The following is a 20,639-nucleotide window of genomic DNA, read 5'->3' as shown; positions in this document are numbered from 1 at the left end:
AGAGGCGCACAGCAGTGCGTCTCCGCAAAGTAGAGCACGAACGATTTTCTATAACGGCATTCCAAAATTATCGAAGAGACAAAACAATTATTTAATTATCTAATTGACAAATTATCAAATTGCCACATTGTCACATTGTCAAATTCTATTTATTCATCGCAATATAATCCGAAGGCGACATTGAAAAATGCTTTTGAAAATTTCTTCCAAAGCTTGTTTGCGATTTATACCCCACCATTTCAGCGATTTCGTACATTTTATAATTTTCGTTTAAAAGCAATTCTGCGGCACGTTTTAAGCGAACAAGATTAATCAGTTCATTCGGACTCAAATTAGACAAATCTTTGATTTTTCGGTACAAAGTAGAACGGCTCATGTTCATGATTTCGGCCAGAGATTCAACACTTAAATCAGGATCCGTGATATTTTTAAGGATTTCGTCATCCAACTTTTTAAGGAATTTTTCGTCTGTTTTATTGTGTGCAATGCTTTTGATGTGCGAAAGCGGCGAACTCGCATAATAATTCATAATCTGTTTTCTGTTTTCGATTAGATTATTGGCCTGAACCTTCAAATAATCCATTGAAAAAGGTTTCGCGACATACGCATCTGCGCCCACTTCAAGACCGTCGATTTGCGATTTCAGCGAATTTTTTGCCGTCAATAAAATAACCGGAATATGACTCGTTTCAAGATTCGTTTTAATCTCTTTGCACATCGTAATTCCGTCCATATTTGGCATCGAAACATCACTAATCACAAGCTGAATATTTTGATTATGAATTATTTTTAACGCTTTTTCTCCATCTTCTGCCTTTAAAATGGTATAAGTTGAAGCCAACTCTGACGTAATGAAATTTAAAAGATCCAGATTGTCTTCAACAATTAAAATTTGAGGTTTTTCCAGTTTTGTTTCTAGTTCTGTTTTCTCAAATTCTGATTCATTTGTTTCTTTTTCGGTTTCCGTATATAGCATAAATTCTTCTTCCTGATGCAACGGAACCGTAAGTTCGAAAATATTTAATTTAGGATCTGCAATCAATTGCAAATTTCCGTTATGAAGCTGTGCAAGCGAATGCGCTAACGATAGCCCAATTCCGGTTCCCGATGTAGTATCCATATTATCTACTCTGAAAAACGCCTCAAAAATCTTGTCTTTCAGCTGAAACGGAATCAAATTCCCATCATTTTTGACAATCAGCGTCAGTTTTTTATCATCTCTGAAAAGTGAAATAGAGACTTTGTCTTTTGAATATTTTATCGCATTGCTAATTAAGTTGCTCAATATTTTCTTGAAAGCTTCCTTATCAACAAAGGCAAAAATGTCTTTTTCGCCCAATTCCAATTCAAAATCAATCCCACGTTCTTCAATTAATGGTGTAAATCTCAAATGCAGATTTCTGATTATCGACGAAATATTTGCTTCGACGAAAGTCAATTTCAAGCCACCAATTTCAGATTTTCTAAAATCCAGTAATTCGTTCACCAATTTTAATAATCGGGAGGTATTTTTTTTCATAATCGAAAGATTATGAGGTGCTTCTGCAGATTGGTGTTCCATTGCCAATAACTTTTCCAAAGGTCCTTTAATAAGCGTTAAAGGCGTTCTGATTTCGTGTGCGACATTGGTGAAAAAATCAATTTTAGCCTGATAGATTTCTTTTTCCTTTTCATCATTCAGATGCTTTATTTTGCGGTTATTCTTAATCTGCGTCAGATTTTGAGAATAACGAATGATGTAGTAAAACGAACCGCAAATCAGAAGAAAATAAAAGAAATACGCATAAGAACTCGCCCAAAATGGAGGTAAAATTCTGATTTTTAATTCGACTTCTTTACTCCAAACACCAAAACTATTCAGCGATTTTACTTTAAAAACATAATCGCCTGGAGCTAATTCTGTAAAGAAAACTTTATTGTTTCGTTCTAGATAAACCCAGTCGTTATTGACGTTTTCCAGTTTGTACCAATATTCTGTAAGTTCTGGTGCTGTGTAATTTAAAGAAGCAAATTCCAAGTTAAATGACGATTGATCGTTGTTCAATTCGAGTTCATCTAAATGTGAAATAGATTGTTTTATAGGCGAATCATTTTCATTGGCATCAATATCTTTATTATTGATTTGCAGATTGGTAATAAAAATAGAAGGTGTATATTTATTTTTAGTGAAGTTTTTCGGATTGAAACTGATCATCCCATTTAAATTTCCAAAATACATATCGCCATTTGTATCCATAAAAGCCGACGCATAATTGAACTGATCGCTCAATAATCCGTTTGCTGTGGTGTAAATTTTAATGCTTTTATGATCTGGGCCAAATTTCACCAAACCTTTTGAAGTTGTCAGCCATAAATTTCTGCTTTTATCTTCTAAAATCGAATAAGCAACATTACTCGGGAAACCGTCTTTGGTGGTGAACTTTTTGAAAGTTCGGGTCTTTTTATCAAATAAATTCAGTCCGTTTTCAGTAGCGAACCAAAGATTTTTTGCGCTGTCTTCAAAAATATAATTGATAGAGTTATTGCTTATTCCGTTTGGGTTTTTATAATCATAGGTAAAAACCTCTTTTTTTCTCGTTTTCGGATTGTAATAAAACAAACCATCGCGGTAGCTTCCAGCCCAGCAATTTCCATCGTGATCTTCTTTGTAAGTTGTATAATGCGTTGTTTCAGGGAAATTCTTTAGAATATTAAAATTATCACTAGATTCATTATAACGATATAATCCCATTGTGGTAATCACAATTACTTCTTTATTTTTGGTTTCGTAAAAAGAAAAAATAAAGTTGCTATGCAATCCAGAAGCCGGATTATTAGCGCTGTAATGCTTAATTACTGCGCCAGAATTTCGATCTAAAACATCCAAACCATGCTCAAAAGTTCCTACCCAAATTTTGTCTTTTCGAGGCATTAAAGCGTGAATATTATAGTAAGAAACTTGATAAGAAGTAAATTGCTGCGTTTTAGGATTGAAACGATTTACGCCCGCATCTTCAGTTCCAATCCACAAATCACCGTGATCATCTTTGTGAATTTCTCTGACGGCGCTTCCGCTGATGGAATTTTGATTCTTCTGAGGGAAATATTTTTTGAACTGCGTGTATTGTTTTTGGTGGTAATTAATTCCTCCAAAATAAGTCCCAATCCAGATTCCGTTTTCTTTATCAATTGAAATAGAGTAGGCCGCGTTGTCTGAAATCGCGTACGGATCGTTGTAATTCTTTTTCAGATTAATGCTTGATTTTGTTTTCAGATTGTACACATAAACACCAGATTCGCTGGCAATCCAGATTTCGTCGTTTCCACGCTTTTTAAATTGACGCACAAAAACAGGTTCTTTACCTGAAAATTGCAAAACCGATGTTGTTTTGTCCTTTATATTATAAACCAAAACGCCATGATCTTGTGTGCCAATGAGAATGCTGTTTTTATTTAAAGCATAAAGAACTGTAATCCTAAAATTGGCTTTATTTGCCGGCGGATTAATATTCATGCTTTCAAACGAAAGGCTTTCTTCAGAATAATGATATAATTTATTTAGAGAAGAAGCCCAGATTTCGCCATTTTCATCGCGTGAAATTGAAGTTGTAATGAAGTATTTATTCGGATTAAAAGTTTTTGTCTCTTTTTTTGACGGTGAATATTTGTAGAGAATATTTCCCGAAACAAACCAAATATTGCCTTTTTTATCATGATTAATATCGTTGATTCTGTCGTTTATGGCTTCGTTGAGAACCTTAAACTGATCTGTTTTTTTGTTGTATTGATACAAACCCTTGTCAGTTCCCACCCAAATAATTCCGTTAAAGGCATGAATTGATTGTATGTAATTGCTTCCGAGGCTGTTAATTGGGTCAGATTGGCTTCTGTAGGTTTTAAAACGATAACCATCAAATCTGTTTAATCCATCTTTAGTTCCGAACCACATAAAACCATCTTCGTCTTGCGTAGAAGTTATAACGGTGTTGTTAGAAAGTCCTTCTTCAACCTGAAAATGTTTAAAATAATATTCCTGCGCGTGAATAAAATTTTCAGAAAAAATAAATAAAAATGTAAAAAGAAAGAATTTACGCATTGCTATGTTTTTTTATAAAAAAATAAATTTCTTCAAATCGTCTCAATATTCTACCAAATGTTGCAAGCCTCGTATTTTTTGACCTTTTTTCTACAATTTGAATCATTTGAGAGAGATATTGACACAAATGAAGCATTTTATTTTGAATTAAAATCATCTACTTTGAATTTTCAAATAAACGGTATTGATAATTTTTAGGCTGAAAAAATATAGTATCAATAAAAATACATTTGAAAAAAAATACCAAATACAATTTTGAAACCAAATGAACACATTATTATCAATGAGCAGAATCAATTATTGTTTTGCTCGAATCAGAGATGATTAGAAATTTAAGAATTTATTGTAAAACCAACCAAAAAATGAAAACTATCTAAAATGAAAAATCAATGAAAACAAAGTTCACTCAAATTTTAAAGCAGAGATATTACCTCTTGTTTTTCTTTAGTTTATTATTACAGCAAACGTATGCGCAGCAGCAAATTACTATCAGCGGTAAAGTTTTGGCAGCGTCAGGAGAACCAGTCCCGTTTGCAAACGTTTTAATCAAAGGCACAACAAACGGCGCCGTTACAGATTTTGACGGAGCGTATAAAATTACGGCAAGCTCAAATCAAACTTTGATTTTTAGCTCGCAAGGTTATAAAACAACAGAAATTGCAATCAACGGCAGAACTTCTATAGATGTAAAGTTGGAAGAAGACGCAATGAAACTTGATGAGATAGTTGTTGTGGGTTATGGATCACAACAGAAAAAAGATCTTACCGGAGCAGTTTCTTTAGTAAAACCAGATGAAATTCAGAAAAGACAAATCACAACAGTTGCAGATGGACTTCAAGGTTTAGTTACCGGAGTAAAAGTTCGCGGTGGCGGGCGTCCGGGACAGGAAGCCAGTGTTGAGATTCGTGGTTTGAAGAACCTTCAAAATACTAATCCGCTTTATGTTATCGACGGTTTGGTAACTTCTGCAAACAGAGATTTCAATCCAAATGACATTGAAAGCATTCAGGTTTTGAAAGATGCATCGGCAGCGGCAATCTACGGTTCTAGAGCGGCAAATGGTGTAATCATCATCACAACCAAAAAAGGTAAAAAAGGACCGCTTCAGGTTGAAGTTTCGGCAAAAACCAGCTTCCAAGTTATGCCTCGTTATGATTTAATGGGAACTGAGGAATTTGCGAAATACAACAATATGGCGTATGACAATGCAGGTTTTCCAAGACAAAATCTAAACATGGCTGTAAATACAGACTGGCAAGATGCGGTTTTCAAAACTGGAATGATGCAAGATTATAATGCTAGTTTTTCTGGAGGAAATGAAAATTCAACATTCTTTATGTCTGGAAATTATTTTGGAAACGAAGGGACTGTTGTTGGAACTGATTTCGACAGAATCTCTTTCCGTGTAAACTCAAGCGGTACAAAAGGAATTTTCAGTATCGGAGAAAACTTGGCAATCAGTAATTCAAAAACAGATGAAATGTCTGGAAACCCAATTATTGATGTGTACAGAATGACGCCAACAATTCCGCTTTACGATCCTGCGAATCCAGGTGGTTATGGTTATGGAAAACAAGGTGTTGCAGATACTTTTGGAACAAATCCTTTAGCAATTGCTGATTTTGCAAATACAATGAATGAGAATTTCAGAATTAGAGGAAATATTTGGTCGGAATTAAAATTCGCACCTTGGTTGAAATACCGTTTCAATTTTGGATACGAAACAAGTTTCGACTCCTATAAATTCATGAGAAAAGTTGGAAACTGGTCTTTAAATCAGCCAATTGATCAATCATATACTGATCAAAACAAAGGAAGATCAGAAACTTTGTTGTTTGAAAACACATTGACTTTCAAAAAAGCATTTGGCAAACATGATATTACATTTTTAGTAGGTCAGACGTACCAAAAAGACAACTACAACCAAATTTATGGAACAAAGAGAAATCTTCCGATGAATTCTGGAACAGGTGAATATTATGAAGTTCTAAATCAAGGAGATTCGCCAGTTGTTGGTGGTTTTATTAATGAGGCTGCTTTGGCTTCTTATTTAGGAAGATTAGAATACAATTATGACAATCGTTATTTATTTAATGCCGTTTTAAGACGTGATGGATCTTCAAGATTCAGCGATGCAAACAAATGGGGTAATTTCCCTTCACTTTCAGCAGGATGGAGAATAAGCAATGAGTCTTTCTTTAAATCAGAATTCATTAAAGATTTGAAATTAAGAGCTAGTTATGGAGAGTTAGGTTCTGGAAACATTGGAAATTACGAATACAAAAGCTTCGTGAACAATTTTGGACAGATCGTAATGGGTAACGAACAAAAGTTATATCCATCTGCAACTCAAGTAAAATTGTCAAATTCAGAATTGCGTTGGGAAAAATTAAAACAAACGAATTTTGGTTTAGATCTTGGCGTTTTAAACAATGATTTGCGTCTTACAGCCGATTATTTTATTGCTCGTACAGAAGATGTATTATTTGGTTTCCCAATTTTGTTGACTACAGGAAATGATGGAGGAAATCCAATTTCGAATGCTGCAACAGTTGAAAATAAAGGTTTTGAATTAGAATTGGCTTACAGCAAAAAAATCAATGACTTCTCGTTTAACGCTTCTGTGAATTTTACAAAAGTGAACAACAAATTGGTTTCATTGGGTAACGGACAAAACGAAAACTTTTCTGGAAATACAGTTACTAGAGCGGGTATGCCAGTAGGAATGTGGTATGTTTTAGAAACAGATGGTTTGTTCCAAAATCAACAAGAAATCGACAATTATAAAACGGCAAGCGGAAAAGTAATTATGCCAAATGCGGTTCCTGGTGACATTCGTTTTAAAGACAATAACGGCGACGGACAAATAACAAATGAAGACAAAGCTGTTGTTGGAAGTCCGTGGCCAGAATTTGAAATGGGATTCAATGCTGGAGCAGATTACAAAGGTTTTGATTTTTCTATGAACTGGATTGCTTCACACGGAGCTACTGTTTATGACGGATTTAGAAGTGTTGTGGATCGTTTTGACGATAACAGTAACTACAGAACTGGTATTCAGCCTTGGACGCCAGAAAATCCAAACACAGATTTCCCTAGAATCACAAAAGGTTCTACTTTAAACTCAAGAGGAGACAGTGACCGTTTCTTAGAAAGCGGTGATTTCATCAGATTGAAATACATCGGATTTGGATACAGCTTGCCAAGTTCTATTTTGAAAAACTCTGGTATTACAAGAGCGAGATTAACGCTTTCGGCACAAAACATCATTACCATTACAAAATATCAAGGACTTGATCCTGAGTTTACAAACGGTAATATTTTTGAAAGAGGCGTTGACAATGGTGCTTTCCCAAATCTTAAGACATATTCTTTTGGTGTAGAGTTTAGCTTTTAATTTTAAAAAAATAGCATAATGAAAAAATCAATACTAATAACCGTAGCTTTTCTAGGTCTCATTTTTGCTTCATGCGAAAAAGAACTTGACCTAAATAGCCCAAATGATATTACAGTAGATCAATATTGGAAAACTGAAAGTGACGCACAAGCAGGAGTAAATTCTATTTATGCCATGTTTTATAAAGATGGTTTGTGGGCGAGATGGATTTACTTCCGTTTAGATTTAACTTCTGATGAAGGATTTAGCGTGAGTCCGTGGACAGAATTGGCAGATTGGACACGATTCAATTACATCAATTATAATTTCTGGGAAGGAAACGCTGTAACATGGAGAGATACTTACAAAGCGATTTTTAGATGTAACCAAGTTTTGGCAAATGTTCCAAATATTACTTTCCAAAATGAAGATGCAAAAAAGAGAATTATAGCGCAGGCTAAATTTTTAAGAGCCTTGCATTACTATTATGCAGCGGTAATTTGGGAAGATATTCCGTTGGTTTTAGATCCATCTACGCCAGCAGATTTGCCAAAACAAGTAAAAGTGACTGAAATTTTTGCTCAAGTTGAAAAAGATTTGAATGAAGCTTACGCCGATTTGCCAAGAGATTGGACAGGTGCAGATATTGGAAGACCTGACAAAGGAGCAGCAAAAGCTTTTCTTGCAAAAGTGTATATGCAGCAACATAAATGGGCCGAAGCAAAAACAGCTTTAGACTATTTGATTTCTGGAGCAGGAGCAAAATACAGCTTGCAAGCCAACTACAGAGACAACTTTACAGATTTACATGAAAACAACAGCGAATCTGTTTTTGAAATCCAATTTGGAGATCAAAGAAAAGGAGGAACTGGTGAAGATCAAAACGCTGCAGTTTCTAGCAACCGTTGTCAGTTTTTTGCGCCAAGAGGAATTGGATGGTCTGACGGACAAGCACGTTTTTGGTTAGTAAATGCCTTTAAAGAAGAAAAAAATAAAGATGGAAATCTTGATATTCGTTTAAGATGGACATTGTACTATCCTGATTTGTTGGCTGATTTTGGAGACAAAACATACAACAGAAACTGGGAATGGAACAATAACGAAGCTTGGTTCAGAAAAGGAAGCCGTGATTATTACAGAGATAATGAAGATTACTATTCTCAAGTAAACTACAGATTAGTTCGTTACGGTGATATTTTGTTGCGCTACGCAGAAGTTTTGAACGAATTAGGAAATACAGCTCAGGCGTATCAATATGTTGACATGGTAAGAGCGCGTGCTAACATGAACACGTTAGCCGTAGCACATCCTGAAATTGGAAATAATCATGATTTGTTCTTGGAAAGATTAAAAATGGAAAGAGTTTTAGAATTAGCTGGAGAAAGTGTTCGCTGGGAAGATCTAAAACGTTGGGGAGATTTGAATACTCAAGCTTCTGTTGATAAAATTTCACTTCGTGATCCCGATTTTAAAAACTTTAAAGTGGGTAAAAATCACAGAATGCCAATTCCACAAACAGATGTAGATAATAATCCAAATCTAGATCAAAACTCAGGATATTAACAAAATACCTTGGGTGAAATTGAGCAGAATTTAATTTTAACACATAGTAACATAGTCTTTAGGAATCTATTAAAGGCGTTTAACTTAGAATAGTGCACATAGCACTCTGTGTTAAAGCTTGCTTTTTCTATAATCTTTAGCAGAATAATAAAAATCTATGCTTCTATGTGTTAAAAATAATCTCACCCTACGAATTAAAACTGATTTTTTGAGGGAATCAGATACTTCAAATCTGATTCCCTTATCATAAAGAACAATTGTTCATAATAACAATATTGAAAATGAAGAAAGTAAAATTGTGTCTGACATTAATGTTGGCAGGGCTAGTATTGCTTAGCTGCAACAATAAAAAAAGTAATTCTGAAGAAAATAAAACCGAAACCACTTCAGTAGAAAAAAGAGAAATCTGGACTAAAGATCAGGCCAATAAATGGTACGCAGAACAGCCTTGGTTGGTTGGAGCAAATTATTCTCCTAGCACAGCTATAAATCAGTTAGAGATGTGGCAGGAAGATACTTTTGACCCAAAAAGAATCGATCAGGAATTGGGCTGGGCAGAAGGTTTTGGTATGAATGTAATGCGCGTCTATTTGCACGATTTATTGCACCAGCAAGATGCTCAAGGTCTTTACAAACGCATGGATCAGTTTTTAGAAATTGCAGATAAACATCATATTAAAATACTTTTTGTTTTGTTTGATTCTTGTTGGGATCCGTTTCCGGCTTTAGGAAAACAACGTGCTCCAAAACCACACACACATAACTCAGGTTGGGTGCAGGCGCCAGGACAAAAAGCGCTTCAGGATAAAACGCAATATCCTCGTTTAGAGAAATATGTGAAAGAAACGGTTGGGCATTTCAAGGATGATAAACGTATTTTAGGCTGGGATGTTTGGAACGAACCAGATAATATGACAGGACCATCTTACGAAAAAGTAGAAATCAAAAACAAAGTTGATTTGATTTTACCGCTTTTAAAAGATGTTTTTGTTTGGGCAAGATCAAGCAATCCGTCTCAGCCATTGACTTCTGGAGTTTGGGTTGGAGATTGGAGCGATGAAGCTAAAATGCAGCCAATGCACAAAATGCAGATCGAACAATCTGATATTGTTTCTTTCCACAATTACAACACACCTCAGGATTTCGAAAAAGTAATCAAACAATTACAGCGTTACGGAAAACCTTTATTGTGTACGGAATATATGGCAAGACCAAACGGAAGTACTTTCGAAGGATTTTTGCCAATAGCAAGAAAATATAATATTGGTATGATCAACTGGGGATTTGTTGATGGAAAAACACAAACTAAATACGCTTGGGACAGCTGGACAAAAACGTATAATGCAGAACCAAAAGTTTGGTTTCACGAAGTATTACACACAGACGGAACGCCTTACATTCAAGCTGAAACAGATTTGATTAAAAAGATGACTTCTGAGGCGAATAAGAAGTAGCTTTTTTAGCCACAGATTCCACAGATTAAAGGGATTAAGTCTGAGGTAAAAAAATCAAACACATAGAAACATAGATTTTGAAATTATTAAAAAGAATGTAAAAGAAACTACTTTCTACACATAGTTCTCGCGTAGTTTGTCATTCCGAGGAACGAGGAATCTCCGCAAGTACCTCCGTAGCGAATTTCCAATCTTTGTAGAGTTTCTAGCGGAGATTCCTCGTTCCTCGGAATGACAAGATTGTGTAAGCTATGTTTATTAATGCAAGTGAAACGCCTTTACAGGCAAAGTAAAGCTATGTCTCTATGTGTTAAAAAAATCATTTTAATCCTTTTAATCTGTGGCAAAAAAACGACCCACGGAAACCCGTTTAATCCGTTCAATCCGTGGGCAATAAAATAAAACCGAACAGCAATGAAAACACACACAATAAAACAGCTCTTTTTTCTAGCGGTGATTTTGATTGGATTTTCTGCGAAAGCACAACAACCAGATCCGCCGGGACAAGTCAAGGGAAATGAAAAACCGAAAAACGAAGCCTATCTTTTTGCGCACATGACGCACAACGATTACGGCAGATTGTATTATTCAGTTAGTTTGGACGGACTTCATTGGGAAAATTTAAACAACGGAAAACGCGTTTTCGAAGAATATAAAGGACATCCCGACATTTGCAAAGGTCCCGATGGGAAATATTACATTGCCGGAAACACAGGAGATGATGCAAAGGCGATCAATATTTGGGTTTCAGATGATTTGATTACTTGGAAAAAACATTCGGATTATACGCCAGATTTAAAAAGCACTCCCGATTATTCTAACGCCTTACAGCGAATTGGTGCGCCAAAATTATATTACGACAAAGATTCTGAAAAGTTCATCATGACATGGCACACGCCACATTTAGAAGGAACAAAAGAAGATGGAGAACGTTATTGGGCAAGTCAGCGTACATTGTATGTTTTGTCTAAAGATTTAAAAACTTTCGAAGGAACGCCAAAACGGTTATTCGATTGGGATATGGGAACAATAGATGTTTTTATTCGTAAAGTTGGCGATTCCTATTACGCTGTGATTAAAGACGAAACGTACCCAACCTTGTATTGGACAACCGGAAAAACTATCCGAATTGCCAAATCAAAATCCCTTTTAGGACCTTATTCTTTGCCCCAGCAATCTATCAGTCCAAACTTTAGAGAAGCTCCAATGTTGATTCCTTCTCCAGATGACAAAATATGGTATATGTATTACGAACAATATCCAGGCGTTTCATACGGATTATCAATTGCTGATAACCTAAACGGACCATGGTTTCAAGCCTCAGGCTACACTTTTTTCTCGGATTGGGACAAATACAGTCTTCCAGAAAAAGTACGCCACGGCTGTATGATTACAATTTCAAAAAAAGAATACGACAGTTTAGTGAAGAAATTCGGATTAAGTAAAAAGTAAAAAAGTTAGATGTAAAAAGTGAAAAGTTGAGACTATGATATTTCTTGAATTCGCATTATGCGTTTCACATTTCACATTTCACATCTCACTCAAGAATTGGTTAGTTAAGTTAGTTTGAGAATTTACCAGGCTTATGTGGATATAAGTCTGGTAATTCATTTTGATTTAGAAGAAACATTATGGCATTATTTCAAATAAAAATGCCCAACACATATATAGCATGAAAAGAAAAAGCATCGTTTTTTTAGCCTTATTTTCAGTATTTGCTGCAAATGCGCAATGGAAACCGCAAGGAGATAAAATCAAAACAAAATGGGCAGCACAGGTTGATCCGAATAAAACGTTACCTGAATATCCTCGTCCGATTATGGAGCGTGGCCAATGGAAAAATCTGAATGGTTTGTGGAATTACAGCATTCAGGAATTTGGAAAAGCAGCGCCTTCAAAATATGACGGGCAAATTTTGGTTCCGTTTGCGGCCGAATCAAGTTTGTCTGGTGTTATGAAAAATGTTGGAGCCAAAAACGAACTTTGGTACGAAACCAATTTTTCGATTGAATCAAATTGGAACGGAAAAAATATTCTTTTGCATTTTGGTGCTGTCGATTGGAAAACAGAAGTTTTTATAAATGATGTAAAAGTAGGTTCGCACACAGGAGGTTATACACCATTTTCATTTGATATTACGCCATTCATCCAAAAAGGAAAAAATCAAAAACTGGTTGTGAAAGTTTGGGATCCTTCAAATGACGGACCACAACCAAGAGGAAAACAAGTCAAAAATCCAGAAGGAATTTGGTACACACCGGTAACCGGAATTTGGCAAACCGTTTGGATTGAACCGGTAAATGCTAAAAACATTTCAGAATTAAAAACAACTCCAAACATTGACCAAAATACAATAAGCATAAAAGCCGATGTAAATGGTGCTGAAAAAGGAGATTTGGTAGAAATTTCTGTTTTTGATGGTGGAAAAGAAATCGCAAAAGAAAAAGCCGTCGTTGGCGAAAGCAATGATATTGTTTTAAATTCACCTAAATTATGGTCGCCTGAAAGTCCGTTTTTGTATCAGACAAAAATTCGTTTAATCAGCAAAAATAAAGTGGTTGATGAAGTGAAAAGTTATTTTGCAATGCGAAAAATTTCATCAAAAAGAGATGAAAACGGCATCATGAGAATGCAGCTGAACAATAAAGATTATTTTCAATATGGTCCATTAGATCAAGGCTGGTGGCCAGACGGTTTATACACCGCACCAACCGACGAAGCATTGAAATATGATATTATTAAAACCAAAGAATTAGGTTTTAATATGATTCGCAAACACGTAAAAGTAGAGCCGGAACGCTGGTACACGTATTGTGATCAATTAGGGATTTTGGTTTGGCAAGATATGCCGAGCGGCGATGATCAGCCGATTTGGCAAAATAGAAAGTATTTTGAAGGAACAGAATTACAGCGTTCGGCAAAATCAGAAGAAATTTACAGAAAAGAATGGAATGAAATTATGGATCATCTGTATTCGTATCCAAGTATTGTGGTTTGGGTTCCGTTTAACGAAGCTTGGGGACAATTCAAAACGGTTGAAATTACAGAGTGGACAAAGAAACACGATCCAAGCCGTCTAACAAATTCAGCAAGTGGAGGAAATCATTTCCAAACGGGCGATATTTTAGATTTACACAATTATCCGGGGCCTGATATGTATCTTTATGATGCCAGAAGAGTCACTGTTTTAGGAGAATATGGCGGAATCGGACTTCCTTTAGAAGGACATTTATGGCGTGCAAATGATAACTGGGGTTATATCAAATTTAAAAACGAAGCCGAAGTTACTGCTGAATATATTAAATACGCTCAAATTCTGAAAAATTACGTGAAATCAGGTTTTTCGGCAGCAGTTTACACACAAACTACAGATGTTGAAGGCGAAGTAAACGGTTTCATGACCTATGATAGAAAAGTAGACAAAATGGATTTTAAAGCGGTAAATTCAATTAATACAGAAGTAATAAATGTTTTGAATAAATAATTTTTTTAAACACATAGAAACATAGTCCCGAAGCTTCGGGATTGTGTTGAAAAAGGAAGTAGAAGAAACTAGTTTCCACACATAGTTTTATGTACATGGCCTAAAAAGCATTTCTCCAAAGTTTGTCATTCCGAGGGACGAGGAATCTCCGCAAGTAGCTCCTCATAGAAAATCGCCAATCTTTGTAGAGTTACTCATGGAGATTGCTTCGCCAGTTCGCTATCGCTCGTGTCCTCGTTCCTCGGAATGACAAGATTGCGCAATCAATACACTATGTTTGTTTAAAACAAATGAAATGCCTTTTTTACAGACAAAGCAAAACTATGTCTCTATGTGTTTAAAAAAACCACGCCCAACAATAAAAAAAGTAAAAATGAAAAAATACCTAATCCTTTTGCTTCTCACAACAATAAGTTTTGCGCAACAAAAAACATTCACAAATCCCATTCTTCCATCGGGCGCAGACCCTTACAGCACGTATTATAAAGGCTATTACTATTACACCAATACCCTAGGAAATAAATTGGTTTTATGGAAAACAAAAGACTTATTGGACATTAAAAATGCCGAAAGCAAAGTAATCTGGACGCCACCAAAAAACACCGATTATTCGGCAGAAATCTGGGCGCCGGAATTTCACATTATCAACGGAAAATGGTACTGTTATTTTGCCGCAGATAATGGAAATAACAACAATCACAGAATGTATGTTTTAGAAAATAAATCATCAGATCCGTTTAAAGGGAATTTTGAATTCAAAGGAAAAATCGCTGCTAAAACAGACAAATGGGCGATTGACGGAAATGTCTTTGAATATAAAAAACAGCTGTACATGATTTGGGCTGGATGGGTTGGCGACACAAACGGACAGCAAAATATTTACATTGCCAAAATGAAAAGTCCGCTTGAGATTGAAGGTGATCGCGTGATGATTTCTGCACCAACAAACAATTGGGAAACACACGGAGCTTTGCATGACGACGTAAATCCGGCGCAAGTAAATGTGAATGAAGGTCCCCAGTTTTTAGAAAGAAATGGCAAAATTTTCATTGTGTTTTCGGCAAGTGGCTGCTGGACCGATTTCTATTCTTTAGGATTATTAGCTTTTAATGGAAGTGATAACTTATTAGATGCTTCGGCTTGGAAAAAGTCTCCAGAACCAATTTTCAAACAATCAGATAAAAACAAGGTTTATGCGCCGGGACATAATTCTTTTTTCAAATCTCCAGACGGAAAAGAAGATTGGATTTTATACCACGCCAATTCAAATCCGGGAGAAGGTTGTGGCAATAAAAGATCGCCAAGAATGCAAAAAATCAATTGGGATGCAAACGGATTTCCGGTTTTAGGAGAACCAGTAAGCGAAGAAACTAAATTGGCAATTCCATCAAAATAAAATTTATATAGTATTAATCAGAGGAGATTTAGCTTACGCTCAGTTCGCTGGCGCTCGAGTGCTTCGTTCCTCGTAATGACATAAAAATGAAAAATATTCAAATTGCTGCGGTTATTTTGCTGGCACTTTTTCAATTTAATTGTAAAGACACTAAAAAGGAAGATTCTGTTTCAAAAGAAACTACAGAAATCAAAAAAGATTCAGTTAAAACGGTTTTAGAAACTAAAAATTTCGATACCATAATCGATGGTAAAAAAGTCGGATTGTATTGGATAGAAAACAAAGAAATCAAAGCCGCTTTTACTAATTATGGAGGAAGATTAATTGGACTTTGGGTAAATGATAAAAACGGAAAACCAACCGATGTTGTAGTTGGGATGAACAGAGCGAAAGGTTTTAAAACGTCAACAGAACCTTATTTTGGCGCAACAATCGGTCGAGTTGGAAATCGCATCGGCAAAGGAAAATTTACTTTGGAAGGAAAACAATACCAAGTGCCTTTAAACAATGGGAAAAATGCTTTGCACGGTGGAATAAAAGGTTTTCAGGACGTAGTTTGGAATGCTGAAAAAACAGATGGAAAAACATTGGTTTTTACGTATGTTTCGCCAGATGGAGAGCAAGGTTTTCCTGGGAATTTAAATGTAAAAGTAACCTATACCATTACAGATGATAATTCGGTTAAAATGGAATACGAGGCTACGACCGATAAAACGACGCTTGTCAATTTAACGAATCATGCTTTTTTCAATTTAAATGGAGAAGGAAGCGGGACAATTTTAAACCATGAATTGCAAATTTATGCGAATGAATTTACGCCAGTTGATGAAGGTCTAATTCCGTCTGGAGAATTGAAAGCAGTAAAAAATACTCCTTTTGATTTTACTTCAAAACACACCATTGGCGAAAGAATCGAAACCAAAGACGAACAATTGAAATTCGGAAAAGGTTACGACCATAATTATGTTTTAAACGGAACCAAGAAAAACGGATTAAATCACGCTGCAACAATTTCTGGAGATAAATCTGGAATCACGCTTGATATTTTTACCGAAGAACCAGGATTACAGTTTTATAGCGGAAATTTCATGCAATCAAAAAACACGTTTAAATCGGGTTCAAAAGATGATTTTAGAACGGCTTTTGCATTAGAAACACAGCATTTTCCAGATGCACCAAATCAGCCAAAATTTGCACCTATTGTTTTGAAAAAGGGAGAAAAATATCATACAGTTTCTTATTATCAGTTTTCTGTGAAAAAGTAGTAACGAGTTTAACCGCAAAGAGCGCTAAGATTTACGCAAAGTGCGCTAAGGTTTTTATAACTTTTGTCACCCTATGCGATCCCGAGGCTTCGGGAGAAGGGCACAAAGTAATTCCTCATTTTTCAAATTCATTGCGTTCTTTGCGTAAATCTTAGCGCCCTTTGCGGTTAAAAAACATAAACCCATAAAAATGAAAAAAATATTAACTGTAATAAGTTCGCTATATATGTTCGTTGCGTGTTCGCAGGAAAAAAATAATGACAAACCAAAAGAAGTAAAATCAAATGCTATTTTACTTGCTGATCCAACTATATTTTACGACAAAGGAACCTATTATTTGTACGGAACCACAACTGGAGATATTCCAAATGGCGAAGGATTTCAGGTTTACACGTCTTCTGATTTAAAAGATTGGAAAGGTCCGGTTGGCGCGCAGAATGGTCTGGCTTTGAAAAAAGGAGATTCTTTTGGTGATAAAGGTTTTTGGGCACCACAAATTCTTTCGTATAAAAACAAATTTTATATGATTTATACGGCCAATGAAAATATTGCTTTTGCAACGAGCGACAGTCCGCTTGGGCCATTTAAAAACGAATCAAAAGAGCCAATTATTAAAACAGGAAATCAAATTGATCCCTTTATTTTTATTGATGAAGATGGAAAAAAATATTTGTATCACGTTCGTTTGACAAACGGAAACCGAATTTTTGTTGCCGAAATAAACGATGATTTTCAAAGTATAAAACCAGAATCTTTAACCGAATGTATTTCTGGAGTTTTGCCTTGGGAAAACACGCAAAATGTGAGTTGGCCCGTTACAGAAGGCCCAACCGTTTTGAAACATAACGGTTTATATTACATGATTTATTCGGCAAATGATTTCAGAAATATCGATTATGCTGTTGGTTATGCAACAAGTAAAAGTCCGCTTGGACCTTGGGAAAAAGCTTCAGAAAGTCCAATTATCAGTAGAAAAAACACGAAACAAAACGGCATAGGGCACGGCGATGTATTTTGGGACAAAGACAACAAAATGCATTATGTACTGCATACACATTTTAATGAAAGTGCTGTTTCGCCTAGAAAAGCTGGAGTAATTTCAATTGATTTTAGTGGTGATAAATTAATTGCAAAACCCGAAAGCTTTGTGTTTTTAGAGAAGCAATAAATCGAAACAAACGTCTATTAAAAAAAACTGCTCCCAATATTTTGAGAGCAGTTTTTTTGTATCTATTTTTTATCATTTTATCTGTATCTGAAAACTATCCTTTTTTGATTAACGGGATCAATTTTGTTCCAATTAATTCTATTGCGTTCATTAATTGTTGATGAGTCAATCCGGCGTTGTCCATTTGGAAAGTAAATCTTGAAATACCGCCGAGTGCTTCGCTGTGGCGTAAAATTTTCTCTGCAGCGCGTTCAGGGCTTCCAACAATCAAGACACCAAGGTCATCAATTAATCCGTCAAATTTTCCTTTGGTTACAGGGGGCCAACCACGTTCGTAGCCTAATTTTGTCCACAATTCGGCATAACCGGGATAATATTCATCAATTGCTTTTTCGGTTGTTGTTCCAACGTAGCCAGGCGAATGTAGGCCAACTTTTAATTCTTCAGATTTATAACCTGCTGCTTTTCCGGCTTCTCGATATAAATCAATTAAAGGGCGAAAACGGTGTGTCTGTCCGCCAATTATAGCCACCATCAATGGCAAACCTAATGATCCGGCTCTAATAAAAGATTCTGGAGTTCCTCCAACGCCTAGCCAAACGGGAAGTTTTTCTTGTAAAGTTCTTGGATAAACCGGAAGATTGTTTAGAGCAGGACGAAATTTTCCTGACCAAGTAACAAATTCGTTATCTCTGATTTGCAAAAAAAGATCTAGTTTTTCTTTGAAAAGCGCATCATAATCGTTTAAATCAAATCCGAAAAGGGGATAAGCTTCAATTGAAGATCCGCGACCAACCACAATTTCGGCTCTTCCTTTCGAAATCAAATCCAATGTTGCGAAACTTTGATAAACACGAACTGGATCAGCAGCGCTCAAAACCGAAACCGCACTCGATAAACGTATATTTTTTGTTCTCGCCGCCGCCGCACTTAATATCACAACGGTAGCCGAATCTAAAAATTCTTTTTTATGATGTTCTCCAATCCCGAAAACATCAAGACCAACCTGATCTGCAAGTTCAATTCTTTGGAGTAATTGTTCCATTGCATCAACACTGCTCAGCGTGTTGTTGTCTCCGTACATTGCGGAAGCAAAACTGTCAATTCCTATTTCCATTTTTTTTTGCTTTAGGCTATAAGCAATAGGCTTTAAGCTTTTTTGAAAGTCTGTAACTATGCTTTTAGCAATTATTTTTTTGCTTTAAGCTTTAGGCAATATGCTTTAAGCTTTTACTTATTATTTTTAACACTAGCTTTATGCAATAGATATCACGCTTTTTTTGAAAGCCTAAAGCCTACTGCTTATAGCTTAAAGCTTCATCAATGTGAGAAGCCGAATGAAATACTGGTAATTATAATTAAAATGACGATTAATGTTATGACAACATATAAATAATCTCTTTCAACAAGAAAAGAGAATAACGATAGCAAAACCCTGAAAACTGGGGTAAGAAATAATAATATAATTCCGAAGAAAATTAAAAATTCGCCATTTCCTTGGATTACGCCATGATAAACATCGGCAATTACTTCAAATATATTTCGGTCATTTTCCTTGAAAACAGAATAATCTTCGATGTCATTTCCGTGATGCATCAAATAAACAATACCGCCTATAAAAGCCACAGAAAGCGAAATCCAAACGCCATATCGCAATAAATTTCCAACAATTGTCTGAAAATCTTTTTCTCCAAATTTTTCGTGCTGCATAACTTTAGATTTTTCCATTAAGTCCGTTATAAATCATATTAATTGCTAAAACAAAAATCAAGCAGGCAAAAAATATTCTTAGTTTTTTAGGGTTTGTTCGAACTAAAACTTTGGCACCGGCCATAGCGCCAAAAAGCACGCCAATAACCACAGGCATACAAATTCCAGGTTCAATATATCCTTTTTGAATATAGATTACAGAACTCGCCATTGCTGTAACACCCATCATAAAATTACTTGTAGTAGTCGAAACTTTAAAGGGAATCCTCATAATATTATCCATCGCAATTACTTTAAAAGCACCAGAACCAATTCCGAGCAAACCAGACATCATTCCGGCAAGTCCCATCATGCTGAAACCGCCAAGTACATTTTTGGTTCCGTAATGCACAACTTCTCCATCATGCGTTGGATACGTTCCGTCCAATTTTAATTTTTTTGCCAAAGGACTAGATTCTAAAACAATATGTTCTTCTTTTTTTCGAAGAGAATTTATTGCCGAGAAAATCAAGGTAAGTCCGAACAAAACGGCAATAAAAGAAGTTGGAGCAATTGCCGAAAGAAGCGCACCACAAACAGCGCCAATTGTAGTGGCGATTTCGAGAAAAATTCCCAATCGCATATTGGTAATTCCTTCTTTTACATAAGCCGCAGCCGAACCTGATGAAGTCGCAATTACCGAAACTAAAGCCGCACCAATTGCATAATGAATATCAACGCCTAAAATGACAGTTAAAAGTGGAATAATAATAATACCGCCTCCCAATCCTGATAATGAACCAATAAAACCTGCTAAAAAAGCGCCAAGAATCATAATCAGCGTAAACGTAAGTACTGTCATTCGAATAAATTTTGTTTTTGCTAATTTACGAATTGATATTTGGCGACGGAATTTTTAGGGGCTTAAAAAATCCTTAAAAATCCGAAAACGTTTTTTTCTGAAAGTAATTTTGATTTTTTAAAGATTTGAAATGTTTTTTTTTAAACACATAGAGACATAGTTTTTCTTTGTCTGTAAAAAGGCGTTTCACTTGTTTAAACAAACGTAATTGTTCGTAATCTTGTCATTTCGATTTCTATGATAAAACCAAATCTTTTTCATAAAAGGTTTGGTTTTTTATTACTGCAAAAACACGATGGATTATTT

Annotated in this window: 12 protein-coding genes; 8 read left to right on the top strand and 4 right to left on the bottom strand. The window is 35.6% G+C overall.

The genetic code is table 11. The features are described from left to right. Window positions 1-145: 145 nt before the first annotated feature. Window positions 146-4,075, bottom strand: coding sequence for a hybrid sensor histidine kinase/response regulator transcription factor (locus tag FND99_RS13485; protein WP_144338474.1), 3,930 nt, complete (start codon window positions 4,073-4,075; stop codon window positions 146-148). Window positions 4,076-4,464: 389 nt separating this feature from the next. On the opposite strand from FND99_RS13485, the gene FND99_RS13480 reads away from it, so the two are divergent. From FND99_RS13480 to FND99_RS13445, 8 genes are all read left to right on the top strand, one after another. Beyond that, entirely contained in the window at window positions 4,465-7,473 is a 3,009-nt protein-coding gene (locus FND99_RS13480) for a SusC/RagA family TonB-linked outer membrane protein (protein WP_144338473.1), read from the top strand. 18 nt (window positions 7,474-7,491) lie between these two features. Next, complete coding sequence (locus FND99_RS13475) at window positions 7,492-9,015, top strand: RagB/SusD family nutrient uptake outer membrane protein (RefSeq protein WP_144338472.1); 1,524 nt, start codon at window positions 7,492-7,494, stop codon at window positions 9,013-9,015. A gap of 281 nt (window positions 9,016-9,296) precedes the next feature. Next, the gene (locus FND99_RS13470) at window positions 9,297-10,469 is read left to right on the top strand and encodes a glycoside hydrolase 5 family protein (RefSeq protein WP_144338471.1); all 1,173 of its coding nucleotides are present in this window, start codon (window positions 9,297-9,299) and stop codon (window positions 10,467-10,469) included. 414 nt (window positions 10,470-10,883) lie between these two features. Next, window positions 10,884-11,921 carry a glycoside hydrolase family 43 protein gene (locus tag FND99_RS13465; protein ID WP_144338470.1) on the top strand — a complete coding sequence of 346 codons (1,038 nt, stop codon included), beginning with the start codon at window positions 10,884-10,886 and terminating at the stop codon, window positions 11,919-11,921. A gap of 220 nt (window positions 11,922-12,141) precedes the next feature. Continuing rightward, the gene (locus FND99_RS13460; RefSeq protein ID WP_144338469.1) at window positions 12,142-13,953 is read left to right on the top strand and encodes a glycoside hydrolase family 2 protein; all 1,812 of its coding nucleotides are present in this window, start codon (window positions 12,142-12,144) and stop codon (window positions 13,951-13,953) included. 373 nt (window positions 13,954-14,326) lie between these two features. Then, the gene (locus FND99_RS13455) at window positions 14,327-15,349 is read left to right on the top strand and encodes a glycoside hydrolase family 43 protein (RefSeq protein WP_144338468.1); all 1,023 of its coding nucleotides are present in this window, start codon (window positions 14,327-14,329) and stop codon (window positions 15,347-15,349) included. Window positions 15,350-15,435: 86 nt separating this feature from the next. Further along, the gene (locus tag FND99_RS13450; RefSeq protein WP_144338467.1) at window positions 15,436-16,614 is read left to right on the top strand and encodes an aldose epimerase family protein; all 1,179 of its coding nucleotides are present in this window, start codon (window positions 15,436-15,438) and stop codon (window positions 16,612-16,614) included. Between the two features lie 190 nt (window positions 16,615-16,804). Beyond that, window positions 16,805-17,782 (top strand): glycoside hydrolase family 43 protein, encoded by a 978-nt coding sequence (locus FND99_RS13445; protein ID WP_144338466.1) that lies wholly within the window; start codon window positions 16,805-16,807, stop codon window positions 17,780-17,782. Between the two features lie 94 nt (window positions 17,783-17,876). Here FND99_RS13445 and FND99_RS13440 read toward each other — a convergent pair whose 3' ends face one another. From FND99_RS13440 to FND99_RS13430, 3 genes are all read right to left on the bottom strand, one after another. Further along, the gene (locus FND99_RS13440; protein WP_144338465.1) at window positions 17,877-18,899 is read right to left on the bottom strand and encodes an LLM class flavin-dependent oxidoreductase; all 1,023 of its coding nucleotides are present in this window, start codon (window positions 18,897-18,899) and stop codon (window positions 17,877-17,879) included. Between the two features lie 203 nt (window positions 18,900-19,102). After that, complete coding sequence (locus tag FND99_RS13435; RefSeq protein ID WP_144338464.1) at window positions 19,103-19,510, bottom strand: DUF1634 domain-containing protein; 408 nt, start codon at window positions 19,508-19,510, stop codon at window positions 19,103-19,105. Next, a complete protein-coding gene (locus FND99_RS13430) occupies window positions 19,497-20,333 on the bottom strand; it encodes a sulfite exporter TauE/SafE family protein (protein WP_144338463.1) in 837 nt (278 codons plus the stop codon). Before FND99_RS13430 ends, FND99_RS13435 begins: the two co-directional genes overlap by 14 nt. Between the last annotated feature and the right edge of the window lie 306 nt (window positions 20,334-20,639).

It is taken from the genome of Flavobacterium daemonense, from assembly GCF_007341385.1.
GTDB classification, from domain to species: domain Bacteria; phylum Bacteroidota; class Bacteroidia; order Flavobacteriales; family Flavobacteriaceae; genus Flavobacterium; species Flavobacterium daemonense.
The sequence above is the reverse complement of the archived record's forward strand: the minus strand, read 5'-3'. Positions and strand labels throughout refer to the sequence as shown.

Bases quoted from the DNA above. Each gene is read 5' to 3' on its own strand.
- FND99_RS13485 (WP_144338474.1), bottom strand. From the start codon at position 4,075: ATGCGTAAATTCTTTCTTTTTACATTTTTATTTATTTTTTCTGAAAAT.
- FND99_RS13480 (WP_144338473.1), top strand. From the start codon at position 4,465: ATGAAAACAAAGTTCACTCAAATTTTAAAGCAGAGATATTACCTCTTG.
- FND99_RS13475 (WP_144338472.1), top strand. From the start codon at position 7,492: ATGAAAAAATCAATACTAATAACCGTAGCTTTTCTAGGTCTCATTTTT.
- FND99_RS13470 (WP_144338471.1), top strand. From the start codon at position 9,297: ATGAAGAAAGTAAAATTGTGTCTGACATTAATGTTGGCAGGGCTAGTA.
- FND99_RS13465 (WP_144338470.1), top strand. From the start codon at position 10,884: ATGAAAACACACACAATAAAACAGCTCTTTTTTCTAGCGGTGATTTTG.
- FND99_RS13460 (WP_144338469.1), top strand. From the start codon at position 12,142: ATGAAAAGAAAAAGCATCGTTTTTTTAGCCTTATTTTCAGTATTTGCT.
- FND99_RS13455 (WP_144338468.1), top strand. From the start codon at position 14,327: ATGAAAAAATACCTAATCCTTTTGCTTCTCACAACAATAAGTTTTGCG.
- FND99_RS13450 (WP_144338467.1), top strand. From the start codon at position 15,436: ATGAAAAATATTCAAATTGCTGCGGTTATTTTGCTGGCACTTTTTCAA.
- FND99_RS13445 (WP_144338466.1), top strand. From the start codon at position 16,805: ATGAAAAAAATATTAACTGTAATAAGTTCGCTATATATGTTCGTTGCG.
- FND99_RS13440 (WP_144338465.1), bottom strand. From the start codon at position 18,899: ATGGAAATAGGAATTGACAGTTTTGCTTCCGCAATGTACGGAGACAAC.
- FND99_RS13435 (WP_144338464.1), bottom strand. From the start codon at position 19,510: ATGGAAAAATCTAAAGTTATGCAGCACGAAAAATTTGGAGAAAAAGAT.
- FND99_RS13430 (WP_144338463.1), bottom strand. From the start codon at position 20,333: ATGACAGTACTTACGTTTACGCTGATTATGATTCTTGGCGCTTTTTTA.